This window comes from Pseudomonas sp. P5_A2_2 (genome assembly GCF_054177685.1).
This window is the reverse complement of record NZ_JBGCUL010000281.1, coordinates 1-5,209: the sequence shown is the minus strand read 5'-3', so window position 1 is coordinate 5,209 and position 5,209 is coordinate 1. Positions and strand designations below refer to the sequence as shown.

General features: G+C 56.3%; 6 protein-coding genes. 3 read left to right on the top strand and 3 right to left on the bottom strand.

Annotation, left to right across the window (positions count from 1 at the left end; translation table 11 throughout):
• Positions 1–1,132 precede the first annotated feature (1,132 nt).
• The 3 genes from ACXRVY_RS16330 to ACXRVY_RS16320 all read left to right on the top strand — a co-directional run bounded on the left by ACXRVY_RS16330 (position 1,133) and on the right by ACXRVY_RS16320 (position 3,533).
• Positions 1,133–1,357, top strand: a complete 225-nt coding sequence (locus ACXRVY_RS16330; RefSeq protein WP_007898912.1) for a hypothetical protein — start codon at positions 1,133–1,135, stop codon at positions 1,355–1,357.
• Positions 1,358–1,632: 275 nt separating this feature from the next.
• Positions 1,633–2,115: a hypothetical protein gene (locus tag ACXRVY_RS16325; protein WP_457266099.1), complete on the top strand. Its 483-nt coding sequence runs from the start codon at positions 1,633–1,635 to the stop codon at positions 2,113–2,115.
• 146 nt (positions 2,116–2,261) lie between these two features.
• A complete protein-coding gene (locus ACXRVY_RS16320; RefSeq protein ID WP_223463305.1) occupies positions 2,262–3,533 on the top strand; it encodes an OmpP1/FadL family transporter in 1,272 nt (423 codons plus the stop codon).
• A gap of 191 nt (positions 3,534–3,724) precedes the next feature.
• Here the strand turns inward: ACXRVY_RS16320 and ACXRVY_RS16315 are convergent, their stop codons facing one another.
• The 3 genes from ACXRVY_RS16315 to ACXRVY_RS16305 form a co-directional block, all read right to left on the bottom strand.
• A complete protein-coding gene (locus ACXRVY_RS16315; protein ID WP_223463306.1) occupies positions 3,725–4,291 on the bottom strand; it encodes a glutathione peroxidase in 567 nt (188 codons plus the stop codon).
• Positions 4,292–4,347: 56 nt separating this feature from the next.
• Entirely contained in the window at positions 4,348–4,470 is a 123-nt protein-coding gene (locus ACXRVY_RS16310; protein WP_263289907.1) for a hypothetical protein, read from the bottom strand.
• The coding region (locus ACXRVY_RS16305; RefSeq protein ID WP_458237766.1) for an MFS transporter at positions 4,467–5,209 on the bottom strand (743 nt) is incomplete at its 5' end. The genes ACXRVY_RS16305 and ACXRVY_RS16310, both read right to left, overlap by 4 nt.

Genomic DNA, 5,209 nt, shown 5'->3' with positions numbered 1-5,209 from the left:
ACGTTACGGTTTTCGCCCAGATGCGGACTGTCCAACAGCCACTCCGCCACGCGCATGGAAAAGCKCTTGGTAGGGGCAATAGTGGGTTGTGTGGAGGAAGAGGAAACAGACGCTGAGCGAAACTTCATAAAGCACTGTGGGGCAGATCGGAAGGCGCGCAACTTTACTCTCTTTTTCTTACAGGTAAAGCTGAAAATATCCCGGCACACCCGTCCTAGAGCAAGCGCTCGGGACAATCCACAGAAGCTGTGGATAACTCAGTGGACAACCGCGCCTGAACCCGCTCAAAGCCCTGTGGAATGGGGCTCGCAGTCAAACTGACGATTTTTTCACCAGTTAAAAAAAGCGATGTTTTTCATTGACTTAAATTTTGGTTACAGGCAGCCATTGCGCTTGAACATGGGATGACAGCGGGGTGACAGACCGCGCAACTAATGTGCACAAGTCCCTTTGCGACGGTTATATCCATGCACTTTTTCGGAGCGTTTTTTGGTCATGCCTGGGGATAAGCCTTGGCAAACCCGGCGTTTAGACAGCTGCGTTGCTACTAACCTCGACAACCGATGGTCGGATATTGTTCTGCTACGGGGCATATCAATCGCAGGCAGCGCAGCTTCATACGCTTGGCTACAGGGCAAAACAGCCCGATCGGGCACCTGCCGGGAAATTTTTTTGCTAACACACTTCCCTTGGCCAGTTCAATCCGTTAGTATCCGCGGCGTTAGTACCAAGCTGAAAGTCAATTCTGGTCGAACAAATCCCCCGGTCAGCCTTCCCAAAGGAAGCCTCCACCGAGCAAGCGGGATCGACCACCTCGATGGTTTCCAGGTAAATMTTGCGCCGACACAACCTTTGAATCGAAAGCAAAGGGTGTTGCTCCGCCTGCTTACTCTGCTCGAACCAACCTGCAAATTGATCAGGATCTTCACCCCGGGCCCAGAACCTTTGCCCTTGATGTGTTGCCTGCCCTCCTAAGTACCTACCTGCCAGCCCAAGCGCGCCAATTTGTCAGCGCTTCAAACTGGCTGCTTTGTTCCAGTCGGGTTCTTCGTTCGACCAATGGTGGTCGTCGTCACTGGAACGTTTTAACTTTGCACGGCTCTTATCCGTGTCGCTTGTAGGAACACCAATTATGTCCACTCAAATCCACACTCAGGATGCCATTCGCACCCTAACCAACGCTTTTGCACCAATGAACTGCCTGATCATGGCCGCTCGCAAAGGCTGCTTCAGCTTCACCCTGGTCAACGAACACGGCATCGCCCGTCACAGCGAACGCCTGTACCCCGATCAATACTCCAGCGCCGAGCCGCTGCAGGCCGTGATCGAGCGTACCCGTCAGGCACTGGTTGCCTGAAACGCCAGAAAGGCTGAAAACCCGAAAGCCCTGCCCGAAAAGCAGGGCTTTTTATTGCCCAATGTTTCCCTTTCCTCGCACCATGACTAAGCACGATCCGATATAACGGTTATAACTGCTCGCTGGAAATATTTTAAAAACAGGCCTTTACAGCGCGAATATGACACTACACTTCAACTCAAGCGGCTTGACCCGCTTGCGGCGAGCCTGAGTCGATTCACAGCTGCCAAGGCCCCTTTCAGGTATCGCCGTCCAATTCAGGTTTCGAGGGTTTTATGGGTATCGCCGCCAGCGAACTGTGCCGTTATGTGATTCGTCCGACATTGATCTACCTCGGACGCCATAGCGCTACTGCCGAATCCTTGCTGCTGGGCATTGCCGCCAGCCAGTCCGCCCTTGGTTCCGCCCTGCATGACCGCCGTGGGCACGGCCTGTACCGCATTGCCGAGCCCCGCCACCAGGCCCTTTGGGACCATTACCTGGCCCTTGATCCGGAGCGTGCAAGCCTGGTCCGTGGCCTGGCCAGCCAGCATGCGTTTCTGAGTGGCCCGCACCTCGAATTGACCGTCAACCTGCGTTACGCCACAGCCATCGCCTGGCTGCTGGTGGAAGAACAGAATCCCCCCCTCCCCGCCCCTGATGATTTGTTGGGTATGGCCAGAATCTGGCGCCAGACCTTTCAGCCCCAGGGACGTCTGCGTGATTTCACCAGCGCCTGGCAAACCTGTGTTTCACCCCTGAATCAGGTCGCCTGCTGACACACTTGGATCCAAAGATCGCGAAACATGCCGCGATTTTGGTCGGATTGTCCTACAAAACCGCTCTAAATCAAGCGATACAGCCTATGGCGCCGGGACGAAAATGTTGGTAGTTTTCGCCCCGGTGATCATCAGGAATTCTAATAATGAAAAAAGTAATGCTCAAAACCACCATTAGCCTCGCCGTTGCCATCGCATCCACCCAGATCTTCGCGAGTGGCTTTGCCCTCAACGAACAGAGCATCAGTGGAATGGGGACTGGTTTTGCGGGACGCTCTTCATCTGCCGATGATGCAAGCACTGTTTTTGGCAACCCTGCCGGCATGTCGCGAATCAAGCGCCAGGAAGTCACTGGCGGGATCGCAGCTATCGATGCCTCGTCTGATATCAAAGACGCCCAAGGCGCCCACCCGGGTACCAACAAAGGCGACATGGTGCCATTCACAGCCGTTCCGATGGGCTATTACGTCAAGCCGATTGATGATCACTGGGCATTCGGCCTCGGTGTCTACGCACCTTTTGGTCTGATTACCGACTATGAAAATGGCTTCCAGGGTGCCGGTTTCGGCAGCAAGAGTGAAGTCAAGGTTGTCACCTTCCAGCCTACMGTCAGCTACGCCTTTAACGACAAAGTATCGATTGGTTTCGGCCCGACCATCAACCGCATTGGCGGCACTCTGGAGTCGGATGTACCTCTTTTTGGCGATACCCACGTCAAAATCAAAGGGGATGATGTCGCTCTTGGCTACAACTTCGGGGTCCTGGTACAAGCAACAGACACCACTCGTGTCGGCCTGACCTATCACTCGAAAGTGAAATACAAGATTGAAGGTCATACCGATATCAGCGCAGGCGCAAATTCACCTTCCGCCTTCCTGAAAAGCAATCGATACGATGCTTCGCTGAAAATCGAAACACCTGAATCTGTCGACTTCTCCGTGACACAACAGCTGACGGATGCGTGGACCCTTTATGCAGGTTCCACCTGGACTCGCTGGAGCCGTTTGAAAGACATCACCGTCAACAACGACGGCGTAACGGCGGCACAAGGCGGTGCATTGTCTCCGGCCCTGTTCGGCACCATTACGGAAGAGCAGAACTGGCACAATACCTGGGCCTACGCCATCGGTACCTCCTACCAGCTGAATAAGCAGTGGGTATTGCGCACCGGCCTGAGCTTTGACCAGTCGCCTACCAACAATACCGACCGATCCCCACGTATTCCTACAGGTGACCGCACAATCTTCAGCCTTGGCGCCGGCTACAACGTCACCGATGATCTGACCATCGACGTCGCCTACTCCTACCTGAAGGAAGAAGCTGTCAAGGTGGATCGCTCCAACCTGGTAGACAGTTACAGCGCCAAGTACGAAAACAGCGCCAACGGTTTCGGTGTCGGTGCGACCTACCGCTTCTGATGATTCCCGGCGAGCCTGAACCGCTCGCCATCGGAATCAAAAAAGCCCCGCTCTCCTCATGGAAGCGGGGCTTTTCATTTGTAGGAACAACCGGTCGACGCTCGAATGCTCGCGAAAACCTCAAGGCGTCTCGTACATCCTGAAAGCACGCGTCATCGTTCGCGTCCATCGCGAGCAGGCTCGCTCCTACATCAGGGGGTCGACACGAGCGGTGGCGAAGCCAGGGCTTTTTCCACCGCAGCGATGAATTCGGGATCATCCGGCTTGGTCAGGCTGGAGAAGTTGGCGATCACCTTGCCCTGGCGATCCACCACATACTTGTAGAAATTCCACTTCGGCGCGCTGGATTGACTGGCGAGGACTTTGAACAAGTGCGTCGCCTCTTCGCCGCGAACCTTTTGCGGCTCGGTCATGGTGAAGGTCACGCCATAATTGACGTAGCAGACCTTGGCGGTCTCGGCACCGTCCTTCGACTCCTGCTTGAAGTCATTGGACGGAACGCCAATCACCTCCAGCCCTTGACCCTTGAAGCGCTGGTTCAGCGCCTCAAGGCCTTTGAACTGCGGAGCAAAGCCACAGAAGCTTGCGGTATTGACCACCACCAACGGCTTACCAGCGAAGCGCTGGCACAAATCGATGGATTCCTTGGCACGCAGCTTGGGCAACGAGCCTTGCAAAAGATCCGGGCAGTCCGCCGCGTGAGCCAACCCGGTAAACGCGACCAGTAATGCGGGAACTGCCAGCCAGCGCATCAGCATGTCGGGAAATCCTTGAGCAATCGTCAGGGTTAGACGTTACTCGCCCCGCCATCGCGCTAGCAAGTCCCCATGCCCAACTGCAAAAGCGCCAGCCCGCCCTGATGCCAGCCCCACCACGACAACGCCAGCAATAAGGCGCATACGGCGGCTACAGCGATCCGCGGCCAGAGACTGTTCATATCGCACTCATTTGTGTTTGCAGGCGCGCCACCGGCCGTTCACGCACCGGCCAGTTCAGGGCGGCGGCCAACAGGCTCAGGAGAATCGCGACCTGCCAGATCAAGTCATAGCTGCCGGTACGGTCGTACACCACGCCACCCAGCCAGCCGCCCAGGAACGAACCGAGCTGGTGAAACAGGAAAACAATCCCACCGAGCATGGACAGGTTTCGCACGCCAAACAAGGTCGCCACCGTACCGTTGGTCAACGGCACCGTCGACAGCCACAAAAAGCCCATGGCCATGCCGAACAAATAGGCCGTGGTGGTGGTCACCGGCGCCCACAGGAACAACGCAATGACCACCGCCCGCAGCAAATACAAACCGGTGAGCAAACGCGGCTTGGACATGCGCCCGCCAAGCCATCCTGCTGTGTAGGTGCCGAAAATGTTGAACAGGCCGATCAGCGCCAGCACCGTGGTGCCGACCGTCGCCGGAAGATGCTGATCCACCAGATAGGCCGGCAAGTGCACACCGATGAACACCACCTGGAACCCGCACACAAAAAAGCCGAACGCCAGCAGCCAGAATCCGGAGTGGGAGCAGGCTTCGCGCAGTGCTTCGCCAAGGGTCTGTTCGTGGCCCAGGACGGGCAGCGGCTTGTCCTTGAGCATACTCACCAGCGGCACGATCAACGCCACCAGCAAGCCCAGCACCAGCAGCGCCGCGGACCAGCCAAGCCATCCGATCAAACCGAGGG

Excerpts from the sequence above, each read along its gene's own strand:
- ACXRVY_RS16330 (WP_007898912.1), top strand. The coding sequence starts at position 1,133 with ATGTCCACTCAAATCCACACTCAGGATGCCATTCGCACCCTAACCAAC.
- ACXRVY_RS16325 (WP_457266099.1), top strand. The coding sequence starts at position 1,633 with ATGGGTATCGCCGCCAGCGAACTGTGCCGTTATGTGATTCGTCCGACA.
- ACXRVY_RS16315 (WP_223463306.1), bottom strand. The coding sequence starts at position 4,291 with ATGCTGATGCGCTGGCTGGCAGTTCCCGCATTACTGGTCGCGTTTACC.
- ACXRVY_RS16310 (WP_263289907.1), bottom strand. The coding sequence starts at position 4,470 with ATGAACAGTCTCTGGCCGCGGATCGCTGTAGCCGCCGTATGCGCCTTA.